Genomic DNA, 18,579 nt, shown 5'->3' on the forward strand with positions numbered 1-18,579 from the left:
TACAGTTCCAAGAATCAGAACGTGCTTGATGAGGAAGAAGACACAGGAGGCTCAGGTGTTCCTGATGGGTTGGAATACGATGAATACGCGTTCCTCCAGCACGTTGCAGACGCGCTCTCGGACGGAACTGATACGATGTACAACCTGAGTGCATCGATGAAGAAACTCCCCATGAGCAACGCCGCAGGCTCTCTTATCGACAAAGGATACCTGACTGAACACGAGATGGGCAACAGACAAAAATACTATCGGGTCACGAAAGAAGGAGCTCAGTTCCCGAAAGTGAATCCCCAGCCGTATCATGGCGGAGAGTTAGGAACAGAAAGCTTCGAGCATCGCTTTGGTGTCCGAATTGCTGCCACACACTACGACCAGCTGGGCTACGATGTTGATATGTATCACGATCCAGACGGCTCAGATGATTCGGATGATAACGATGGGCCAGGAAATCTCTACGATATCTACGCGCTGGATACGAAAGACTCGCCCGACCCCCACCGCAAGATTATCGAAGTAGAGACCTCGCCGGACGTTGGCCCGCACGTTGCAGATGACTTTGACAGCATGGCAGAAGAGTACGGAGACGGGATCTGGGTTGTAGAGACGTACGATGATGCGATAACTCTAGTTCGAGCACTGATTGAAGAAGGCCGGTTGTCAGAAGATATCGACACGAATGTTAGGAGTTTCGACGAACTCAATGAGCAGCTTGACTCCAATGGGATGTCAAAGATAATCGGTATGAGTGATCTAATGGGTATGATATAGTCCGAATATCGCTCTCGCCCCGGATTAGCTTTTTCTCACCTTTGACCGTGCGTGAATGATCTTGACAAGTAGCATCGGCCATCACAAATTCTAACGTTCTCACTTACAGTCTTTAGTTCGAGGCATAATAGCACTTAGATTATATCTATCTGATCCAAGTGAGATCGCTGTCCAATATCCAGATTGAGTATTCAAAATATCTGTGTAGTCGCTCTCAAAGGACTCTCAGTCAATTTAAAATCTCTGTGCAGTCGTTTTCAAAGGACTCTCACATTGTCAGCTGAAAACAAGCCCGAGAAAATCATTAAGCCCGTGCGGCGGTGGAATTGTGGGGTAATCTTAAGCACATAATTAAGCCCGTACGGCATCGGGATTGAGGGGTGATCTTAAGTACAGTCCAGACGATGTTCATTTCACACCGATAAAATATTAAGCCCGTACGGCGGCGGAATTGAGGGGTAATCTTAAGCACATAATTAAGCCCGTACGGCGTCGGGATTGAGGGGTGATCTTAAGCACTGCCCAGACGGTGTTCATTTCACACCGATAAAATATTAAGCCCGTACGGCGGTAGAATTAGGGGTAAAGTTAAGCACATAATTAAGCCCGTATGGCGTCGAGATTGAGGGGTAATCTTAAGCACACTTTTTCTTACTTTTCATTTACACTTTGGAACCAATTAAGCCTATACGGCGGTAGAATTGGGGGTAAAGTTAAGCACATAATTAAGCCCGTACGGCGTCGAGATTGAGGGGTAAAGTTAAGCACCGATTTTACCCCTAAATCCGTAACATAGGTAGTTATGGATTCTACTGGCTTTAGAGCATCTCTAATATAGCCGAGACTCTGTTAACATAGGTTCCGCTCTCTACACAATTAGGGGTTTAGCGTAACCTATGTGAGCGAGATAGAGCGAACAGGGGGAAACCCGGCCGGAGGCGAGAAGTGTAAGGAAAGATGAAACTCAGGGCGGCGGCCCAGACAACAACAGAGTGAGAGATCAGAAAGAGAGTAGAGTGGGGTTCCAGCTGCGTGTCGAAGGAGTCGCTCAAGGCGATCGTCGACGTGGCCTATTCTTGGAGCGCGGGTAGCCCTCTGAGAGAGTGAATCGAACCGTGGGGAAACCGGAGGGCAACCGGGAGACTATTTTTCAGATCAAACGAGAGTGAGATGGTTGGATTCGACAGTCGGTCAGGCAGCCAGCGAGTCGAGACGCAAACAACAACGACAGCGAAAGCGACAAGCCCCGAAGCGCAGCGAGGCAAGCCCATCAAGAAACGACTCGATTCGATGACGGGTGTAGTGTTCGCAGAGGCGACAGCCCGGAATGCAATCGTCGTCGCAATCGACACGCGAAACTCAGGGCTAGCCGAGTTGCGAGCCGCCGGCCTGATGATCGACACCGAAGCCGAACCCGTGGGAAGCAAAGTCGCCCTCGAAGAAGCAATGCAAGATGAGACAGATGCATTTCACTTCGCGGCGCGAACCAACGCTGTCCATATCACGACCGGTGTGATCATCAACGAGTGATCAGCCAGTGGGCTGTCGGGATAGCGAAGCGAGCATATTTTTCAAACGCGAACGAAACCGAGATGGTTGAGCCAGTTTGCCAAATCGGCCAGTGCGGATCACCGATTGAACGAAGAGCCCAAATAGGGACAGTTGAGAAAGGCGGGCGCGAAGTCGGCCAGTACAAACTCCAATGCGAAGCCGGGCACACGTGGATCGACTACGGGTTAGAGACCTGGGGAGATCGGCCGAGCGGCGCAGGCCATATTTTTGAAACGCAAACGAGAGCGAGATGGTTGTAACCCAGACAAGCCCAGTTCGACACTTCCAGAGTTGTGACCAATTCGAGCGGCGAGCAATCTACGAGCATCAACAGATAGCCGGCGGCGACCTCGTCGCGGCGTTCAAACAGTTCAAGAAAGGCGAGCCGAGCGTGGTGAAGCTCATCAACGAAGACCATGATGTGATCACGGTCGAGACGACCGGGAGTGAGTGCTCACTGTGCGACGAAAACGAGAAGCCAGATATCGGTCGCGGGATGCCAGCCAAAGCGGCGCAAGGGGAACGAGCCCGAGCGAATTGTGTCCATGCGGAAGTCGCCTCAAATCTGCCGCTCGTCGGACGGTGCGAGTGTGGAAGCCTGGAGGTCGAACAACATGGCCCGGCAACCGAACGGGCGAGTCCAACAGACAAGTGCGCGGATTGCGGAGCAACGCTGTAAGCAAAGCGACTCTCGACGACGGTATTTTTGTATCGCAACCGAGAACGAGATGTCTAGTCAGATGTCATCAACCGTGTCGCTGCCAGCCGGTGTGTCGTTCCCTGATTACTCGGATCCGCTCGTCGTGTTTGGTTCGCGGGGCTACGAACGGACGGGGAGTGCCCGAGAGAACGGAGAGCAGCTCGTATCCGATTTGGAGGAGGCGGGGATACAGTTCGATGCTATCGTCTCCGGTGGGGCACGTGGGGCTGACCGCGCCGGCGAGGTTGCCGGGGTGTTGACCGATACGCCGGTTGTTGTGTTCAACGTGAACGGAGTGGATGACCGGCATCACTGGTATGCCGACCACTCGGATGCACACTACCAGGTGGAGACAGTCAGCGCGGTCGGAGTCGCCGACGCGAGGGTGGAGGTCGAGGAAGCCCACGAGGCGGAGGACGCCGACAACGACGACGGGGGCGACGACGACGTTCACGACGTGGAGGAGGACGACAACGACGATACGGTGGTGGGTGTCGAGAGTGACGAGAGGGGGACGCCGGCGACAACGACAACGAGGGGGACGATAGAGCAGACGATGGGGAGGACGCTGAAGCAGCCAACAGGGTGGGAGTCGATGGAGATGGTAATGGTGGTGGAGATGCCGGGACGATCAGCGTCGGCGTCGGGGGTGTGGGGAGAGACACTGGGAGAGATGGAGGAGCCAGGAGAGACGGGAATGTCGGCGGTAGTGGTGATGGCGGCGCGACTACTGCTACTGCTGATTCAGCGACTACTGCTGGTGACGGCGCTGATTAAGGAAATATCACCGCCTCGAAGCCGCTCAGCGGGATACCGCGCTCTCTAGCCAACGCCCGAGCGCGGTAGGGCCGCGCTGAGAACGACGGCTCCGAGGCGGTGCTTTCCTTATTATCCTTGACCGCGACAGCGACAGCGGCCACCATCGTCAGACGCGAACGAGATACTACAGCGACAGCGAATGATGTAGGCTGCACTCCGGAGATCGTCGTCGACCTCACGGGCTGTCGGATGCTCATCGATAGGGGACAATCTGATCAGGTTTTCTTCCGAGATGGGTGTCCCCCACTTATGTTTCGCCAACATCGTCGCTAACAGCGCACATTTCACCGACGGCTTCTCCATGAGTGAAAAAACAGAAATCCTCTATCTAATAAACTCTGTTAATGGCTGTTTACAGGATTGGAAACGCTTATACACACTTTCTTTTTCCTACTAGTATGAGCAGCATCGAAGCGTCCACTGAACGGGCCGAAAAGAAAGAGCTCAGAAAAGAACATCCCAGTGGGTGGTTCCATCTGACCCAACATGAGGCAGTCCCAATCCTCGTGGACGCTCTTCTTGATCTCCCTACAAACCGCGAGTTCAACAAAAGCGAGTTTGCTGACCATGCAGGCGTCACACGCCAGACTGTCGGGAACTACACTGAACTGCTTCAGGAAGTCGAACTCATTGAGGAAGTCCCTGACACGTCGCCACAGCGGTATCGAGTTGCGGACAGTGATGTAGTTCGAGAACTTCATGAATTGAACAGCGCACTCAACAACGTCGGCTCTACCGAGTGACGATCCGACCACCCGCAGGCCTTTGAGAACCCGAATTAATTAGCAGATATGGCCTTCAGTGCGAGTTGGAGTACTCTCCTCAGAGAATTGGAGGATTTGGGTGACGGAGCCACCCTTATCACACCGCTTTCTCACGAACGATTTACCATCAGCAGCGTGCAGGAACAGCGCGTTGTCGTTCAGTTCCTCGACAAGGATATCGATCCGAATCAACCACTCCAACGTGACCAGTTCGAAACGCTATACCGCCGGATCACCGACGCTCATGGTGGCTTCGACCTTGACCGACTCCCACCAGATGCGGATGCATACCCGGCTGTCTGGAGTGTTCACCCCCGGTTCGAGATCGACGAACAGCAAGGTGTCATCCTCGAACGTGAGGGGCCAACCTCATCCCAACTCCTCGAAACTGGAGCCGAAGACGATGTTGCAGATGCTGATCGGACTGAACCCGACCTCGCGGTCTATGCTGACGCGCTGCTGTTGGTCGACGCCCTCGAACGCCACGACGTCGAGTATCTGGAAGGCATGGAAACTGACGCGCTCGTGAATATCTACACGCTGCTCTCAGATGTTCAACGCAACGCCAACGAGCTCCGGAAAGATGTTCGTAGCGTCCTGCTCGACCGACTGCACCACGATCAGCCAGTGGCTGGGCAATACGGTTCAGTACAGCGCACTGCCCGCCGCAATCGGTCACTCAAAGACGATGAGGAGGTGCTGGAGGTACTCGAAGACGCCGGCATCGATCGGGAGCGTGTGACGAGCGTCGACAGCAGCAAGGTGGATGAGGCTCTGGACGTGATCGAGGTATCCGAGTCCGAAGTCTACGAGATCGAGGAAAGCGAATACGTTCGGAAGGCCGAGGTACACGAAGAGCAGAAAGAAACTCGCTTGCAAGGACTGAAGGATCAATTAGCCGCTGCCGAGGGTGAAGAAGCTGAACAAGCCCAACAAGAGGTCGAAGAACTGGAAACTCGTATTGAGGAACTCACTGAGTTCAATTCTGGTCGTTCCTTCCACACACAGTCGAACGCAGACCCCTAACAGACGAGTTCACTCAAGTCTTGAGAACCCGGTGCTTGCATGCGATTAAACGGTCACCAATGTTTTTGATGGCTCTGGGCAATTACTCACTTGATACTGATGTTCGGACTGCTGGCTTCTGTCTTCACCGGCGAGAAATCGAGCTATCCCTACGAGTGTCGACACTGTGGGAAGCGATTTAGCGTCCAGTATCACTGCTGTCCTGATTGTGAAAGCTATAGTATTGAGCGAATAGAGTGGCCGAAAGCCAGTACCTGACTCCATTCCAAATATGATGCTTGAGTTGGTATTGGCTACTAACAATGGCGAACAGCATCAAGAAATCAGCCGGCGGGTTGGCTCTCCAGATCACGAAAGAGGCACGCAAGGCAGGGCTAGTCGTTGAAGATAGCGAAGGAACAGCTACTCGACGTGCCGAAGTCTACGTATACGGGTTTGATGATCTGCTATTGCTCATTGACAGTGAGAATGTGGCTGTCTCCCATCGAGCAGAATTAGTCGCTGCTGCTGCTCGCGATAGTAGTTCAATCCATCGAGGAGAGGTTGCGACGGTTGAAATTGCAGGAAACGGCTATCAGATCCAACTCCCTGGCTGCCGAGATGCTGGGTTTGAGGTCGGTGACAGTGCACCGGTGGCAGTTGGGAAGGCCGTGATCTTCGTCTACAATGGGAGTAAGCGTCGGCTCGCCCAGGATCTCTTGAGTATCCATACTGAACAAGTTAGTAGCTAATACTAACAAATTTCACTAGTGGTTGGGCGGTTGGAGATTCTTCATCGAGAAGTCGGACTTAGGGACGAACCGGCCTGCCAATCGTGCGAGCTCACGAGTCCGTTGAACATCGGCAAGGTTGTGTTTGAGGAGTGGCAGCCACTCAGACGCCTCAAAGGCGGCCACAGCTTCTTCGCTATCTTCGAATGGGGCACACGTTTCATCGGTAAGCAAAGCATCGTAGACGCCAACAAGGTCGCTGTGACACTTTGTATCGAAGCGATCCACGATCTGCATCATATCTGCGTAGGCAAGGTCGCCGAACGGCCACGACATATCGTGCTGGAGGAACCGTGTGCGACAGAACGGGAGATCGAAGCCACCATTCCACGTCTCGCCGTTGAAAGCGGTGAGATAGTGGCGGTCGCCATCTAGCTGCTCGGTCGCAAACGAGGCTACTGTGTCTAGTAACTCTCGTTCGTCAGCGACGATATCCAACTGGACTGTCCCGCTCGAACATTCGTCGAGTGTGCCGACAAGCAGTTTCCGATCAATATCATCTCGTCCGGCAGTATTGAGCACGAGTGATTCGCCGAGTGTGTGACTAAAGCCAGCGGCTGTGATCACCGCATCGTCTTCGAATCCGGAGGTCTCGATATCGAACGCAACCGGAGAGAGTTCGGAATCACTCATCGAGAAGATTGATGATGGGCTCGTTCTCAAATCGCTCTCGTGAGACACCTAGCTTCTTTAAGAGCAATCGCCACGATATCTGACGATTCTTCTTTGATCCCATCGTCACATGATCACTAACCAGCCACGTGTTGAGTACGTCGTCGACCATCTCAACCGGGGCCACAAGTTTCCCTATTTCTTTTTCAATGCTATGTTCAACGGTGTAAACAACGAAGAAGTAAAGCCCTCCTTGGCCGTGTTCGGCCAGTTTTTCATGCTCTTCAAGGATGCGGTCGTGGTGTGGCTTCCAAATTCGGAACTGTCCATATCCTCCCTCCTCACCAGAAGCCGTCTCATACCTGTCTATGCAGGATTTAACTTCAACTTCGTATGACATGTTATCGGTTGACAACACATAATCATCATACCACGATTCGAAGGAAACTGATCTGAACCCTAGCTGATTCATGACGACATGCGCGAGGCGTTCAGCATTGTATCCTCTGCTGGATGCAGTTTCCCGCCCACGTCCGTCGCAGGTGTTTGATCTATCGTGCCATCGGACGTCTTCTAATCTTACTTCTGGGTTAGAAACAACAGAGCACGCCGAGGAGTCACTCATGATTCTACCCTCTTGATGAGCCAGTAGCTGGGAGCCAGATCGATACTGAAAGTGTCCCGTACTACCGCGTTCTTTGCGTCGAATTCTCCGTTCTGAGCGTGTCGGTGGTGGCAACTTTTCGAGCCGTCTTCAGCACGGACAATCTGACGGTTCCGATCGTCCGTGGAATCAGCACGCTGGGAGTTATCCCCGCGATCTCTATGTACGTCGAGAGGGTGAACGATACCGGTCTCACCCACACTACGGTTCGCTGTGATCTCGGCACCCCTGAGTGTGCGATCTATCTGCTGGTCGGCGACTGTTGCCAGAACAGCGTTGTGGCTCGCTGTAGGCGTCGTCGGAGCAGCTGTCAGTGAGAGGCCTCCCAGAAGCGGCCGATCCGATGGGTGCCTCCAGGGATAGTGATCACACTGCTCCAAGTGGTGGCAGCTGTTGATTTTATCGCCCACGCAGTTGGGCTGCTGGTCAATCAGGTGTGGCTGCCAACAGCGTTGCTTGGAAGGCAATTCCATTCCGGCTGTGACCGCTGTTCTTGTGGCGGCCAATGTGGGTGCTAGCATTGGCGTTGTGAGACGACGCCACCAACGCGTGTCGAGGCTCACTCTCAGTCGTCGATGTTGATACCTCGCTATTTCGTCCAGTAGCGTCGTTATGTAACACCATATGATGGCCGCCACTAATAGTTTTGGTATCAAAAGTATTAGTACCGAACCGGCTAAGAAGATAGATAGAAATTACTAGGTATGGGATCACCTGGGCCAAAGCGGCAGGTGTCCGATACGCGATTACTATTCGAGATCCTCATCTCTGAAGATCGATCCGTATTAGCTGCTGAAATACAATCAAACGTTGCTCTTGGAACGGTGCAAGCTGTCCGTGACCGTCTCAATAATTTGGCCACAGATACGGGGTTTGTTGAAGTCAAAACTGTATCTAGCCGTAATATGTACCGTCTTACTGCAGCGGGCCGACAACGAGTGGCGGTAGCTGTTCGTGAAAATCTTGAGTGATCGGCCGATTACAACTATTCCCACCGAAGCGTTCCAGAATTTTAGTCCGGCTCAGTTGTGGGTTGATTTCGCGGTTGTGTGGGCATCTCACTTCGTAAAGCTCTATGTAGCCGGTGACCAGGGATTTTCTCTACCTTGCTGCTCCTCTCTCAGCTTCGTATCGTCATCTGTTATCCGTTCGAGTCTCGACATAATATAAACAAAAAGATTTGCAGCCAAATCTAATTGGTGGTTGTTATAATGTGCTATCTGAAATAAAAGCGAATGACTAAGCCGCAAGGCGATAGCAAATAATTAGAGCTATGGATACCGAGAAAAGAAAAAAATTCACGTCATATATCCCTCAAGATAGGTACGATCAAATTGAGGAATTAGCTACCAATTTGGATGTTTCAAAAAGCAAGGCCCACAATATGATATTGACGGCCGGATTATCAAATTGGGAAACTACCATTCGGATCGTCCAGTTGGAAGCAAAACTTGATCTCATAATAGAGTCCTTCGCCGAAGAACCGGCCGCTAGAGAGAAAATGAAAGAGGCTGTTGAAGACTTTTACGAGGAGAAATCAATGGATGTCTCAACGAGTGACACACAAGAACCAACTGATGCAATGAAGTCAGTCGGGATCACGCCCGAAGAGTGGAGCAATTGAAGTACCACGGGCACGGTGGCCCGTGGCTTCCGCGTTTACTCCACCGAGCTGATAAATCGATCCCAGACGGCGGCGAGTAACTGACTTTGCTTCACAGAACTCTCAATCTGGCTTGAATGGGTTTGTCGCCGTCGTGAGTCGGGTCACATCATCAAACACGTCGAAATCATCGTCAAACGAGTAGATGTATTCGATGTCTTCACTCTGCATGTACGCAGCGAGGATCGAATCGACCCATTCTGGCCCTGATGACGCCTCATAGGTCCGGAACAACTGTTCGCCGTATAGATTAACGGCTTTCGAGCCGTAGACAAATTCGAACCCGCGACTCGATTGCAGGCGATCAAGAGTCTCGGATGCAGCCCCCTTGCTGATACGTTTCTGGAGTGGATGGAGAATTTCGGGGACAACGTAGTTTACCAGTCTCGCACGGGGCAACTCCCCGGTATCGATCCCGCTGAATATCGCCGCAGCGGTGTCGTGACGCTCCGCATTCGCATTTCGCGCGGCGAGAACAATATTTGAATCAATACAGACTGCCTGCATTACTCGCTCCAAGCACTCTCAGCCGCAGCTTCGCTCTCCCATGCCGGCCCGTCGAACGGGTCGGCGTCTTCGAACGCACCGTATTCTTCGTGGACGATCTCAAGCGAAAGTTCTCCATCTGAGATAACCCACCGAACTGTATCTCCCGGCTCAAGCGCGTCATCGAGTGCGTGCCGAATTGGTGCTGGGATCGTCGTTCCATAACTGTCGTTGATCGTGGATTCCGCCTCCACGCGTGGGTCTGAGTCACTTGACATACGCAGTTGTTGTACCCCGAGTGCAATAAATTGGGCGGCTAATTGGTGGTTCAAACTGTATCGCTCAGTTGTAGTAGATTGGCTTGACTATATTCAAACTGACAGTAACACGTTAGTAGGTTCTACTAATAACCGGTTCCGGTGACAATGAAGATGCCAGGTACGAAATTGAAGCGGATACAACATCGGGCATACTGTATTTGGAGTTTAGTATAAATTTTATTCCAATCTAAGCGATATATTTATAAATAAATCGGTCAAATTGGAATATATGAGACGGACAGCAATACAAATCATCGAGTGTCTACGCGACCGATCGTACGCTGTCGGCGAGTTAGCTGATGCGATCGACAAGAGTCAGAATTGGACTTCGGAGGTCGTGAGCGACCTAGCTGACGAGCATCTCGTAGAACGGGATAATGGCGTACAGCTGGCCGATACGTATGAAGCAACGCTCTGTGCTGACTTGATCGATAGATATGCACTCAGTAAAGTGCTGACAGGAACGAAAGAAGATGTTCTCAGTGCACTCCTTTCGGATCCGAAAACCATCGGCGAGTTACAACAAGCGGGCTTTGCAAAATCGACGCTTTATGAACATCTAAACGAGATCCAAGAAACCGGCGCGATCGCCAACACCGATAACGGGTATGCTATTACTGATGAGACACTGCGCTCATTTCTCAGGGCCAGAACGCGAGGCAACCCGTTTGAAACAGTGTATCAAGCAAACGGAGCCCGACTCATCGAAACGAGAAATGACGATGACGATGGGACACCGACTGCGTTCTCTGCGTTCACTCGCTACGGTGTTGAGTTTCACTCCGCGACAACCTACCACTATGAGGGAGATCGGCAACTCGATCTTGAGGCGGTCTTGATCCATGCAGTGGCTGTTGCAGAAACCAAGAAACAGATGGCGATGGCTGGCGTCTTCTATCTCACCCACCGCGGGACGCTTGATACCAGTGAGTGCTGGCGGCTGGCCAACAAGTGGGAGTGTGTCGAGCAGTGGGCGGATCTGTTGGCCTATGTTGACCAGCGAGCGGTTCACGACGCCGATCTATTTCTTCCGTGGGCGGAATTCATTGATCTTGCCAATGACTACGGCGTCTACCCCCGCGGGCAGCATCCGGAAGATAGTCTCCAGCGGGGCCTCGAAGAACTTGGCGAGAGCCTTGCAACGAGTGTTGATGTGTATCTCCTCGGCGGTGGCAACCTCATCTTGCGGGGTCTGAAAGACGCAACAAAGGATGTCGACCTTGTCGTTGAGGACAAACAGACGTTTCTGACGACGGCTGAGACACTACAGGAGTTAGGCTACGAGGAACGAGGAGCGTTGGAGACAGCATACGCCCAACTCGATCCGAACATCGTTCTTGAGAAGGAGGGGTTTCCACGATGGGATATTTTTGTCGAGGCGGTCGCAGGCCAACTCCAGCTGACCGAGGCGATGATACAGCGGTGTGATGAGTCACTCACGTATGGGAATCTCACCGTTCATCTGCTCTCGTTAACGGATATCTTTCTGTTCAAATCGATCACAGAGCGGGAAGGCGATCTCGAAGATGTTGCATTGATTGCTAAGCAAGCGTCGCTTGATTGGGACGGGATCTTCGAGGAGATCAAAACACAGGAGCGACTCACGAAGCAATTGTTTTCCTTTGCGGTACTGGATACGCTTGATATCCTTGCGGAGCGGTATGATATTGTCGCGCCAATCAAACGAGAGCTTGTTTCCTACTGTCTTGAGAATGCATTGCTTGTCTCATTGGAGACGCCAAAAACAATCGAAGACCTCCGTACGGAACTCGACTTCCCCGACCACCGAATCTACAACAAACTTCGGCAGCTGGAGGACGACAGACAGATTTCTGTTGATCGGAGTGGTCGCCTCAACACGTATCAACGGGATGGGCCACTCGATCGTTGATATCTCTGTTCTGTTGAATTTTGCTCGAAAAGTGGGAAGAGCAAACCGAATTTCGCACACTATTTGCGTATGAAATCTTGAATCACAATAGAGAAGTCTCATAGTCTATATCTTCGCATCTAAAGTCATTCCCCGCGATACCGGTAGGTCTTCACAGGTGTCGCAGCTTCCGCGTGTGTCACTCCAACCTGATCGAAACCACGAAACGAGAAATCATTCGCTCTCTTCAAAAATATTATATACCAATTACATTAAAATCCACATCAATGGTAGATTTTGGCACGCATGAACATAATGACTTGATCTCAATAGAGGTCAGAATAGACGAAATCCTTCGATCTGAAGGAGACAACCGTGCGTACAAATTTACTGTATCTACCACAGACGAAACGCAACTCAAGTTGAGCATCTGGGATGAGTGTCCAGCTGTAGATACTGATTGGAAGGTCGGAAATTGGTATCGGCTGGAGGGTGCGTTAGTGAAGAAATGGTCTTCTACGATCGAATTAAATGGGGCGAACAAAACGACCGCAGAACAAATCGATATACCAGACGCCGCAGATGACTATTCCAATACCGGTCATAATTTCACCTCGAATCAAGACACGAGCTTGATGCATGTAGGGCCGGTGAATTACGCCTCATCGAATATCACAGCGAGGCGGAAACAAGAATTTCAGCGGGCACTCGATGCGGCGATTGAGACCGCTATTCAACAGGACGTTGACTCGATTGTCTTAACCGGACAACTATTTGCAACGCAAAGCCCGGCAAAAAAGGATATTCGGGCCCTGCGCGAGTCACTCAATGAATTGCGTAACAATGACATTCCACTTTTATTAGCGGGGTCGCCACGCGATAATGAATTTGCGTTGGTAGATGAATTGACTGCGGATGGCCTGGTGAAACCATTGTCCAGTTCACCTGTTGTAATCGGTGATGTGGCGATCTATGGAACTTCTCCGGTTGACTCTAAAAATGTGCTGTCTGAGATTCGTACACTCGATCCAATGCCCCATAACGTGGAGTCGGCAGTCCTTGCAGTGCCCGGTACAATTGCTCCACCGGTGTCTGATACAGGGTTGAGTGTTGACGACATACAGTCAGCTTCTTCAGTTCCATTTGAGGCGATTATGGCTGGCGATCGCCGACATCGTCAATCACATGCCCCAACCGAGGTCTCTGACTGTCAAGTGTTCCAAGCTGGGCCAATTGAATACCTACTACGAAAGTGGGCACTTGAAGAGCCACCAGAGTATCCTTGTTCAATCCGGATTATTGAGCCATCAACAACTGAGCAGGTCTCAATCCCGCATCGTCCATTTGTGTTGTACCGTATTGAAAGCCCTAGTGCTGAAGATCTTCAACTGCTAAAAAACGGTATTGAAGCAGCTGACCGAACTGTATTGATGCAGTTGGCAGGCCCCAAAGGCTCTGAGCCTCTCTCGAAGAACAGCTTGGAGAAGTGGTTACAGGAACAGACATCGGTGAGTAAGATCTGGGATGAACGATCAAAGTCAACAGAAGATCAGCCGCTTTGCGTAGAAACTCTCACATCCGAGCCCCCCGTGGAATTATCCAATAACCTACCCACCGAATCCCGTGAAACGTCCTCTACAGAAGGCCCCTCTACGTCCCCAGAAACGGAAGGCGGTGCAACCGATCCAGACTCTCAGACAGCAGATTCAAGACTCTATTTTGCTCCCTGTGATAACCCTATTTTAGCTCAATATTTTGAAGAGACTGTGCTTACTGGAATCACTGGAAAGATTGATATAGATGTCACAGCCGACAACGCAAGTGATCCATTCCATGTCTGGGGAATCCCTGAGCAAAAGGCAGAGAAATATAGAAACATGGGAGCTGGTGACTTTGTTCTATTTTACACTGATAATGGAAAGTATGAGTATGCTGCCGAGATTACTGCCATAGAGCAGAATCCAAACGTAGTCGAGTCCCTGGAACGAGCATTCTCAAACAACGACATTGACACAAAAGCCCTCGATCGGTGGGACTACTGTCTGTATTTGCAATCACCATTCGACGTGGCTATTGAGGGCGAAAGTGTTCATGGGTACGCTGGTCACACACGTAACAAACCTTTCAATTTCTCAAGATTAAATAAACAGGGACGAGAAGCGATCAGACAGGAATACGGGAGTATTAGAAGTTATCTTCAGTCTCACGGTGTTGAAGATCACAGAGATACGCTCAAGAACAATGACTCCGAAATCGACACCGAGTTTGATTCTTCAGAGGAGGTGATTGAGTTAGTCTCTGAAAAAACCGGGGCGACTACATCCTCTATTGGGCGTGACGTGTCAAAATTAGATAAAAGGGACATTTCACTCTCTACTATATTTACCGTTCTACGAAAAAAATATGATTCAGATAGTACTTCATCAATTCTTTCAGTTGATGCGGTAGGGGTAGTACGTGCTGCTCGCTTCCAAGAGGCAGGGTATACCACGATCACAGACTTAGCTACGACCCCGGTTTCTGAGCTTTCTGCTGTTACTGAAATCTCAAAAAGTGCAGCGGAGGTAATGAGAGGTCATGCAAAAGAATTGCAATCCGATGAGAACACCGCAGAGCAAATCGCATCGCAATCTGGTTGTGATATTGAGTCAGTGGAAAAAACACTGAAAGTTGTAGGTGCAACAGGCGTTCCACGTTCAGAGGCCCGGCAAATCGTAACTGACCTCCATACGAATCTATCGTTACTTGATATCGACGGGCTACAACGTCGAGCCGCATATCACCTCGTTGATCACGGCTACAAGACGCCAAGTGCTATTGCAAGAGCAGATGCGGATGAGCTTATTGAAGTCCCGCAAATCGGGGAAGGAAATGTAGATACTATTCAGGACAATGCTGCAGACATTGCAGATACAGACGATGACGACCCAGAGGATCACTCAGAGACACAAACTTCAGAGAATCCTTCGGACGACGGTGTAGATAATTCCGATCCGACCTTCGGGGATCCTCCAGCAATTGAAAAATTAGCAGCAATTAGCGGGCAGATCAGGGTCATATCCAAGATACACTCAGACAGATTGAATTCGCTGGCTGTTCACCTGAGGAAGCAAGAGAGTGGTACTGTCAGTATCTTGCAGATATGCTCCGTGAGCAGGGCATATTTGCTCTTGAGGGTGTAGGGCCATTGAGTGGGCGACAGCTGGTAGAATCTGGCATCACTCAAATCGATGATCTTCAAACCGCTGTTCCAGAACGGATCGCAAGCGAAACTCAATTTTCAGTTGACCGAGTAAAGGAGCTTCAGCAGGCAGCCCGAGATGAAAGATACGAGAGTTTAGACGCAGATACTTCTGAATTGACTGACTATCTAATCAAGACATACAGCACAGAAATCACTGACAAACGGATTACCCGAAACCGAGCCAATGAGCTACTTGCCCAAAGTGTTGGTCATCAAGCAGAATTTAGACCTCAACAATGGGAAGCGATTGACAAACTGGCCAATGAGAGAGACCAATTGCTTCTCGTCCAACGGACAGGATGGGGCAAAAGCACAGTCTACTTTATCGCTACCAAAGCAATCCGGAACGACGGCGGAGGCCCAACGCTAATAATCAGTCCATTGCTGTCATTGATGCGAGATCAGATCAAGAATGCTGAAGAAGAACTTGGATTGTCAGCTCGGACAATCAATTCACGAAATGAGGATAACTGGGAGCAAATATATGAGGATATCATCGAGGGTGACTGCGATTTAGTATTAGTTTCTCCAGAACGCCTGGGGAATCAGGAGTTCCGAGACCAGGTACTGAGTCAGATGGACGATGGATTTGGTATGTTAGTTGTCGATGAAGCTCACTGCATTTCTGATTGGGGTCATGACTTCCGCCCTGATTATCAACGCGTCACAAGAATCCTTGACCGCCTCCCATCTAATGTTCCTGTGGCAGCGACTACTGCAACGGCGAATGATCGCGTCGTCGATGATATTACGACTCAGTTACCGGGATTAGAACCAATTCGGGGTAATTTGGTTCGAGACTCCTTACGTATCCAGGCGATCAATATGGGTGACCGGCAAAAACGGTTAGCATGGCTGGCGGAGAATCTCCCAGAGGGTGACCGTGCAGGAATTGTATACTGTTTGACTATCGATGATGTAACCCGGGTTACGGAGTGGTTGTCGAAAAAGGGATACAATGTTAACTCCTACCATGGGCGTCTCGATACTGACAAACGACAAGAACGAGAGCAAATGTTACTCAACAACGATGTTGATGCATTAGTGGCGACTAACGCTCTCGGAATGGGTTTTGACAAACCCGATTTGAAGTATGTTATTCATTTCCAACGGCCACAGAATCTCATTCGATACTATCAGGAGATCGGACGTGCTGGACGGGATCTAGACACGGCGGATGCTGTCGTTCTTTCAGGCTCTGACGATGATGAGACAGCTGAGTACTTCATTGAATCCTCGTTCCCATCCGCCAGTAACTTCGAGGCTGTTCTTGAGGCGATCAGCGATGCAGAAGAGCCGCTCTCCAAATGGGATCTCCGGATAGAATCTGATGCATCTCAAGTATATCGGTGCGTCCAAATGCTCGAAGTAGATGGTGCGCTTGAACGAACTGATGAGGGATATTTCCGAACCGCGAATCCATGGACGTATGATGAGGACAAGTATAATCGAATCACTGAGCAACGGTATACAGAATTGGAACGAATTCAGGAGTTCATGCGAACAGATCAATGCCTGACGCTGTTTATTGATCAACAGCTTGATGGCCAGATGAGCGACCCCTGTGGGAGGTGTGCAAACTGTACTGGTAACTTCTATCCACAAACAGTCACAGATCAGAGTCTGATTGATGAAGCTGTAAAACACTATCAGAGCAGTGGAATAGAGACCATTAGCAATCGAGTGTATCGATACTTGGAGAGCGGGGGTCGTGAAAAAATACCTCCCGAAAACCAACTCGAAACTGGGCGGAGTCTATCCGTCTATGAGGAGCCTGGTTGGGGAACTGCTGTCAGAGAAGGCAAATACGAGACTGGTCAGTTTGAAGAATCACTCGTAACCGGCGCAGTAGATATGATCGAAAACAAGTGGGATCCATCCCCAGCCCCAACGTGGATTACATATGTCCCCTCAGAATCGAATGAGGGGCTTGTAGCTGATTATGCAAGCCGGTTAGCTGATGATTTAGGGTTGAAGATTGTTGATTGTATACAGAAAGTGGATGATACAGTCCCACAAAAAGAGCTGAGTGGATCAGCTGAGAAATGTGACAACGTCCGAGGAGCATTCGAGATTACTGACGACGTGAGATCCGGCCCAGTCTTACTGATCGATGATATTGTGGCTTCGCGGTGGACGCTTACGGAAGTTGGTCGACAACTTAGTAAGTCGGGGAGCGGTTCAGTATACCCATTCGCATTAGCTAAACGGAGAGGATAGATCGATGGAACAACCTACCTTATCGGACGAGAGCAATGTTACATTGCTGCTCACATCACATCTGGGAGCCGCTGTCGATGAGACGAGTGATGATACACTCGGGCCCACACAGTGGCATGACTTTACTAGGGCTGTCAATGAATCCTCACTAGACTCAATTGGTGAGCTTCTTTCGCTTGACACCAGTGAGTTGCCAGCGACGCCCTTCTCAGATAAGATTAGTCGTGAATGGGTCACAGAGCGGCTGTCAAATGCATCTCGATTGGCGTTGGAGCTCGAGGACTTGAATCAAAGCGGGATATGGGTGACAACAGAATTTGAGCACTCATTTCCCTCTCAATTAACCGAGACACTCGGACGAAAAGCTCCGCCGTTCCTCTATGTTGCCGGAGATGCTGAGAATTTCCAGCCGGAGGCTGCGGGATTTGTTGGCTCACGTGAGGCAACTGACGCTGACCTAGAATATACGAGAGATCTTGCTGATATGGCACTGAAAGATGGATTTGCTGTTGTCTCAGGAGGAGCGAAAGGGGTTGACAGTGCTGCTGAGGAAGCAGGGTTGAATGCTGCGGGGCCGGTTATTGAATTCCCCGCTGAAGGAATCAAGAACGCACTTTCAAACAACAACCTGCGAGAGTCGGTACTCAATGGGGATCTCACACTTGCTTCGATGTATAGACCTGATGCTTCCTGGAGTATTGGAGGGGCTATGGGCCGAAATAAACTCATACACGGGTATGGGAAATATACATTCGTCATTCGGAGTGGAGATGAGACCGGTGGTACATGGGAAGGTGCAACAGAGAACCTCTCAAATGAGTTTTCAGAGCTATTCGTTTGCACCCATCAAGACGATGCCCCAGGCAATGAGAAGTTAATTTCTAAGGGCGGTGTTCCGATCGATCCTGAGTCAAAACCCGCTGGGATGTCGTTTGCAGAATGGGCAACTAGTAAAATCGACGACAATCAGAATGAAACTGACCCTTCCAACAAGGATTCATCAGAATCTGTTGGCGAAACAGATGCCGATCATCAGTCATCTCTCGAAGAGTTCTGACCAAAATGCAAAGTGGTTAACGACAAAGGATCAACCAAGGCTAAG

The 18,579-nt window shown here is 50.5% G+C and carries 16 protein-coding genes; 12 read left to right on the forward strand and 4 right to left on the reverse strand.

Translation table 11 applies throughout. The annotated features are described in order from the left end of the window. Nucleotides 1–21 precede the first annotated feature (21 nt). The 7 genes from ACFQJB_RS14185 (at nucleotide 22) to ACFQJB_RS14215 (ending at nucleotide 6,359) form a co-directional block, all read left to right on the forward strand. On the forward strand, nucleotides 22–768 hold the full coding sequence (locus ACFQJB_RS14185; protein WP_379728439.1) for a hypothetical protein: 747 nt from the start codon (nucleotides 22–24) through the stop codon (nucleotides 766–768). Between the two features lie 1,290 nt (nucleotides 769–2,058). Further along, nucleotides 2,059–2,298 (forward strand): hypothetical protein, encoded by a 240-nt coding sequence (locus ACFQJB_RS14190; protein WP_379728441.1) that lies wholly within the window; start codon nucleotides 2,059–2,061, stop codon nucleotides 2,296–2,298. A 271-nt stretch (nucleotides 2,299–2,569) separates the two neighbouring features. Then, complete coding sequence (locus tag ACFQJB_RS14195; protein ID WP_379728443.1) at nucleotides 2,570–2,998, forward strand: hypothetical protein; 429 nt, start codon at nucleotides 2,570–2,572, stop codon at nucleotides 2,996–2,998. A 61-nt stretch (nucleotides 2,999–3,059) separates the two neighbouring features. Further along, nucleotides 3,060–3,845: a hypothetical protein gene (locus ACFQJB_RS14200; protein WP_379728445.1), complete on the forward strand. Its 786-nt coding sequence runs from the start codon at nucleotides 3,060–3,062 to the stop codon at nucleotides 3,843–3,845. A 391-nt stretch (nucleotides 3,846–4,236) separates the two neighbouring features. After that, the gene (locus tag ACFQJB_RS14205; protein WP_379728447.1) at nucleotides 4,237–4,581 is read left to right on the forward strand and encodes a hypothetical protein; all 345 of its coding nucleotides are present in this window, start codon (nucleotides 4,237–4,239) and stop codon (nucleotides 4,579–4,581) included. 48 nt (nucleotides 4,582–4,629) lie between these two features. Continuing rightward, nucleotides 4,630–5,628: a hypothetical protein gene (locus ACFQJB_RS14210; protein WP_379728449.1), complete on the forward strand. Its 999-nt coding sequence runs from the start codon at nucleotides 4,630–4,632 to the stop codon at nucleotides 5,626–5,628. 302 nt (nucleotides 5,629–5,930) lie between these two features. After that, nucleotides 5,931–6,359, forward strand: coding sequence for a hypothetical protein (locus ACFQJB_RS14215; protein ID WP_379728451.1), 429 nt, complete (start codon nucleotides 5,931–5,933; stop codon nucleotides 6,357–6,359). Between the two features lie 15 nt (nucleotides 6,360–6,374). On the opposite strand, the gene ACFQJB_RS14220 is transcribed toward ACFQJB_RS14215, so the two are convergent. Together ACFQJB_RS14220 and ACFQJB_RS14225 are read right to left on the reverse strand one after the other, a co-directional pair. Continuing rightward, nucleotides 6,375–7,031, reverse strand: coding sequence for a hypothetical protein (locus ACFQJB_RS14220; RefSeq protein ID WP_379728075.1), 657 nt, complete (start codon nucleotides 7,029–7,031; stop codon nucleotides 6,375–6,377). Beyond that, nucleotides 7,024–7,635 carry a hypothetical protein gene (locus ACFQJB_RS14225; RefSeq protein ID WP_379728453.1) on the reverse strand — a complete coding sequence of 204 codons (612 nt, stop codon included), beginning with the start codon at nucleotides 7,633–7,635 and terminating at the stop codon, nucleotides 7,024–7,026. The genes ACFQJB_RS14220 and ACFQJB_RS14225 overlap by 8 nt, the downstream gene beginning before the upstream one ends. Nucleotides 7,636–8,947: 1,312 nt before the next feature. On the opposite strand from ACFQJB_RS14225, the gene ACFQJB_RS14230 reads away from it, so the two are divergent. Further along, a complete protein-coding gene (locus tag ACFQJB_RS14230) occupies nucleotides 8,948–9,298 on the forward strand; it encodes a hypothetical protein (protein WP_379728079.1) in 351 nt (116 codons plus the stop codon). Nucleotides 9,299–9,400: 102 nt separating this feature from the next. Here ACFQJB_RS14230 and ACFQJB_RS14235 read toward each other — a convergent pair whose 3' ends face one another. Further along, nucleotides 9,401–9,844 carry a type II toxin-antitoxin system VapC family toxin gene (locus ACFQJB_RS14235; RefSeq protein ID WP_379728454.1) on the reverse strand — a complete coding sequence of 148 codons (444 nt, stop codon included), beginning with the start codon at nucleotides 9,842–9,844 and terminating at the stop codon, nucleotides 9,401–9,403. After that, a complete protein-coding gene (locus tag ACFQJB_RS14240; RefSeq protein WP_379728083.1) occupies nucleotides 9,844–10,101 on the reverse strand; it encodes an AbrB family transcriptional regulator in 258 nt (85 codons plus the stop codon). The genes ACFQJB_RS14235 and ACFQJB_RS14240 overlap by 1 nt, the downstream gene beginning before the upstream one ends. A gap of 271 nt (nucleotides 10,102–10,372) precedes the next feature. Between ACFQJB_RS14240 and ACFQJB_RS14245 the strand changes: the two genes are divergently transcribed. The 4 genes from ACFQJB_RS14245 (at nucleotide 10,373) to ACFQJB_RS14260 (ending at nucleotide 18,534) form a co-directional block, all read left to right on the forward strand. After that, nucleotides 10,373–12,034 carry a transcriptional regulator gene (locus ACFQJB_RS14245; protein ID WP_379728085.1) on the forward strand — a complete coding sequence of 554 codons (1,662 nt, stop codon included), beginning with the start codon at nucleotides 10,373–10,375 and terminating at the stop codon, nucleotides 12,032–12,034. 266 nt (nucleotides 12,035–12,300) lie between these two features. Then, nucleotides 12,301–15,195, forward strand: a complete 2,895-nt coding sequence (locus ACFQJB_RS14250; protein ID WP_379728456.1) for a helix-hairpin-helix domain-containing protein — start codon at nucleotides 12,301–12,303, stop codon at nucleotides 15,193–15,195. Next, nucleotides 15,156–17,477, forward strand: a complete 2,322-nt coding sequence (locus tag ACFQJB_RS14255) for a RecQ family ATP-dependent DNA helicase (RefSeq protein WP_379728458.1) — start codon at nucleotides 15,156–15,158, stop codon at nucleotides 17,475–17,477. Before ACFQJB_RS14250 ends, ACFQJB_RS14255 begins: the two co-directional genes overlap by 40 nt. Nucleotides 17,478–17,481: 4 nt before the next feature. Beyond that, nucleotides 17,482–18,534 (forward strand): DNA-processing protein DprA, encoded by a 1,053-nt coding sequence (locus ACFQJB_RS14260; RefSeq protein ID WP_379728091.1) that lies wholly within the window; start codon nucleotides 17,482–17,484, stop codon nucleotides 18,532–18,534. Nucleotides 18,535–18,579 lie beyond the last annotated feature (45 nt).

This window comes from Halonotius sp. GCM10025705, from assembly GCF_042662885.1.
Classification (GTDB): Archaea; Halobacteriota; Halobacteria; order Halobacteriales; family Haloferacaceae; genus Halonotius; species Halonotius aquaticus.

Coding starts and splice junctions, on each gene's coding strand:
- ACFQJB_RS14210 (WP_379728449.1), top strand. CDS start 4,630: ATGGCCTTCAGTGCGAGTTGGAGTACTCTCCTCAGAGAATTGGAGGAT.
- ACFQJB_RS14260 (WP_379728091.1), top strand. CDS start 17,482: ATGGAACAACCTACCTTATCGGACGAGAGCAATGTTACATTGCTGCTC.
- ACFQJB_RS14255 (WP_379728458.1), top strand. CDS start 15,156: ATGCTCCGTGAGCAGGGCATATTTGCTCTTGAGGGTGTAGGGCCATTG.
- ACFQJB_RS14215 (WP_379728451.1), top strand. CDS start 5,931: ATGGCGAACAGCATCAAGAAATCAGCCGGCGGGTTGGCTCTCCAGATC.
- ACFQJB_RS14195 (WP_379728443.1), top strand. CDS start 2,570: ATGGTTGTAACCCAGACAAGCCCAGTTCGACACTTCCAGAGTTGTGAC.
- ACFQJB_RS14250 (WP_379728456.1), top strand. CDS start 12,301: ATGGTAGATTTTGGCACGCATGAACATAATGACTTGATCTCAATAGAG.
- ACFQJB_RS14200 (WP_379728445.1), top strand. CDS start 3,060: ATGTCATCAACCGTGTCGCTGCCAGCCGGTGTGTCGTTCCCTGATTAC.
- ACFQJB_RS14220 (WP_379728075.1), bottom strand. CDS start 7,031: ATGAGTGATTCCGAACTCTCTCCGGTTGCGTTCGATATCGAGACCTCC.
- ACFQJB_RS14190 (WP_379728441.1), top strand. CDS start 2,059: ATGACGGGTGTAGTGTTCGCAGAGGCGACAGCCCGGAATGCAATCGTC.
- ACFQJB_RS14235 (WP_379728454.1), bottom strand. CDS start 9,844: ATGCAGGCAGTCTGTATTGATTCAAATATTGTTCTCGCCGCGCGAAAT.
- ACFQJB_RS14240 (WP_379728083.1), bottom strand. CDS start 10,101: ATGTCAAGTGACTCAGACCCACGCGTGGAGGCGGAATCCACGATCAAC.
- ACFQJB_RS14245 (WP_379728085.1), top strand. CDS start 10,373: ATGAGACGGACAGCAATACAAATCATCGAGTGTCTACGCGACCGATCG.
- ACFQJB_RS14225 (WP_379728453.1), bottom strand. CDS start 7,635: ATGAGTGACTCCTCGGCGTGCTCTGTTGTTTCTAACCCAGAAGTAAGA.
- ACFQJB_RS14205 (WP_379728447.1), top strand. CDS start 4,237: ATGAGCAGCATCGAAGCGTCCACTGAACGGGCCGAAAAGAAAGAGCTC.
- ACFQJB_RS14230 (WP_379728079.1), top strand. CDS start 8,948: ATGGATACCGAGAAAAGAAAAAAATTCACGTCATATATCCCTCAAGAT.